Source organism: Bartonella sp. AA81SXKL (assembly GCF_042196945.1).
In the GTDB taxonomy this organism is placed as follows: Bacteria; Pseudomonadota; Alphaproteobacteria; order Rhizobiales; family Rhizobiaceae; genus Bartonella.
The window spans coordinates 1-1,389 of the sequence record NZ_JBHIRH010000083.1; the positions used below are offsets into that span (position 1 = coordinate 1).

Consider the following 1,389-nt stretch of genomic DNA (forward strand, 5'->3'; position numbering starts at 1 on the left):
GTTGAGTATATTAGCGAGCAAAAGGAGCGCCCATTATGAGTACGATGATTTTGATTAAATCTTTTCGCGCTGGAGATGTGATTTCACCTTATTGCATTGTTGCAGCGCGCGGTGACGGAATGGTGGCAACGGCTTCTGGTAAGGGTGATAAATTATTAGGGACTGCTGGGTCATTGAGTGCCAAGGCTGGTGAGATGATTGATGTTGGCCAATGTGGTTGGGGCGAAGTGGTTTGTGGAGGCAATGTTTCCTTTGGTGATTTTTTGACCTCTGACCCCAAAGGACACGCCATTAAAGCGGAAGCCGCAGATCGCACCATTGGTATTGCCATGAGTGATGGCTCTGCTGGTGATGTTATTTCTTTTAAAATTAATTAATCGAGGCATAAAATGAACAGACCTTTTCCCATTGATCCAACACTCACCGCTATTGCTATTGGTTATCGCAATCCAGCAGGTTCTCTTATTGGCGATAAAGTTTTGCCACGCGTTTGTGTTTTAAGTGAGGTGTTTAAATATAGTGAATTTCCTTTAGCAGAAAATTTTACCGTGCCTGAACTTGAGGTTGGGCGAAAAGGGCGCCCGAATGTGGTGGAATTTTCTGCCTTTGAACGGGAAGCCAGTGTCAAAGATTACGGACTTGATGATCTTATCCCCAATTCAGATATTGAAGCAGCGGCACGCGCACGGGCGGAGCGACGCTCTCGTTATAACCCCGAAAAGACAGCTGTAGAGGGACTTGCCAATTTGCTAGAATTGGGGCGTGAAGTGCGTGTTGCAGCCCTTGTGCAAAGAAGTGAAAATTACGCACCAGAGCGTGTGATTACGCTTAAGGGTGAAAATAAATTTAGCGATTATGAGAAATCTGACCCTTATGCCACTTTAGATGAGGCGATGGATAAAAGTCTCGTCTATACGCCCAACACCATTGTGATGGGCAAAGTTGTTTGGTCAAAACTCAAACGTCATCCCAAAATCATTAAAGCCGTTAAAGGAGGTGGCACTGCTGATGGTTTTGTCACCAAGGCGCAATTTGCTGATCTGATGGAAATACACCCCGATCGTTTACTCATTGGTGAATCGCAAGTGAATTTGGCCCGCAAAGGGCGTTCGGCACAATTGGCACGCGTGTGGGGCAATAAGATTGCACTGCTTTATATTGACCCTACCAAACAACAGGCAGATGGATCGGTGATCAGTTGGGGCTTTAGCGCCCAGTTGGGCGAGCGTTTGTCTGGAGTGATCCAAGATCCAGATATCGGCTTGTCGGGTGGTAAACGGGTGCGTGTGGGGGAACGGGTGTGTGAATTGGTTGCTGCAAAAGATGCCGGTGTTTTGTTGCAAGAAGTTGTCTAAGGGAAACTTTTAAACATGGCTTATGCAAGCAAAA

At 46.4% G+C, this 1,389-nt stretch carries 2 protein-coding genes; both read left to right on the forward strand.

What is annotated here, in order from left to right; all coding sequences use genetic code 11:
* Positions 1-35: 35 nt before the first annotated feature.
* The gene (locus ACFINZ_RS09630) at positions 36-377 is read left to right on the forward strand and encodes a hypothetical protein (protein ID WP_375613753.1); all 342 of its coding nucleotides are present in this window, start codon (positions 36-38) and stop codon (positions 375-377) included.
* Positions 378-389: 12 nt separating this feature from the next.
* A complete protein-coding gene (locus ACFINZ_RS09635) occupies positions 390-1,355 on the forward strand; it encodes a capsid protein (protein ID WP_375621653.1) in 966 nt (321 codons plus the stop codon).
* Positions 1,356-1,389: the final 34 nt, after the last annotated feature.

What these genes read in the sequence shown, in the direction of transcription:
- ACFINZ_RS09630 (WP_375613753.1), top strand. Translation starts at nt 36, where the DNA reads ATGAGTACGATGATTTTGATTAAATCTTTTCGCGCTGGAGATGTGATT.
- ACFINZ_RS09635 (WP_375621653.1), top strand. Translation starts at nt 390, where the DNA reads ATGAACAGACCTTTTCCCATTGATCCAACACTCACCGCTATTGCTATT.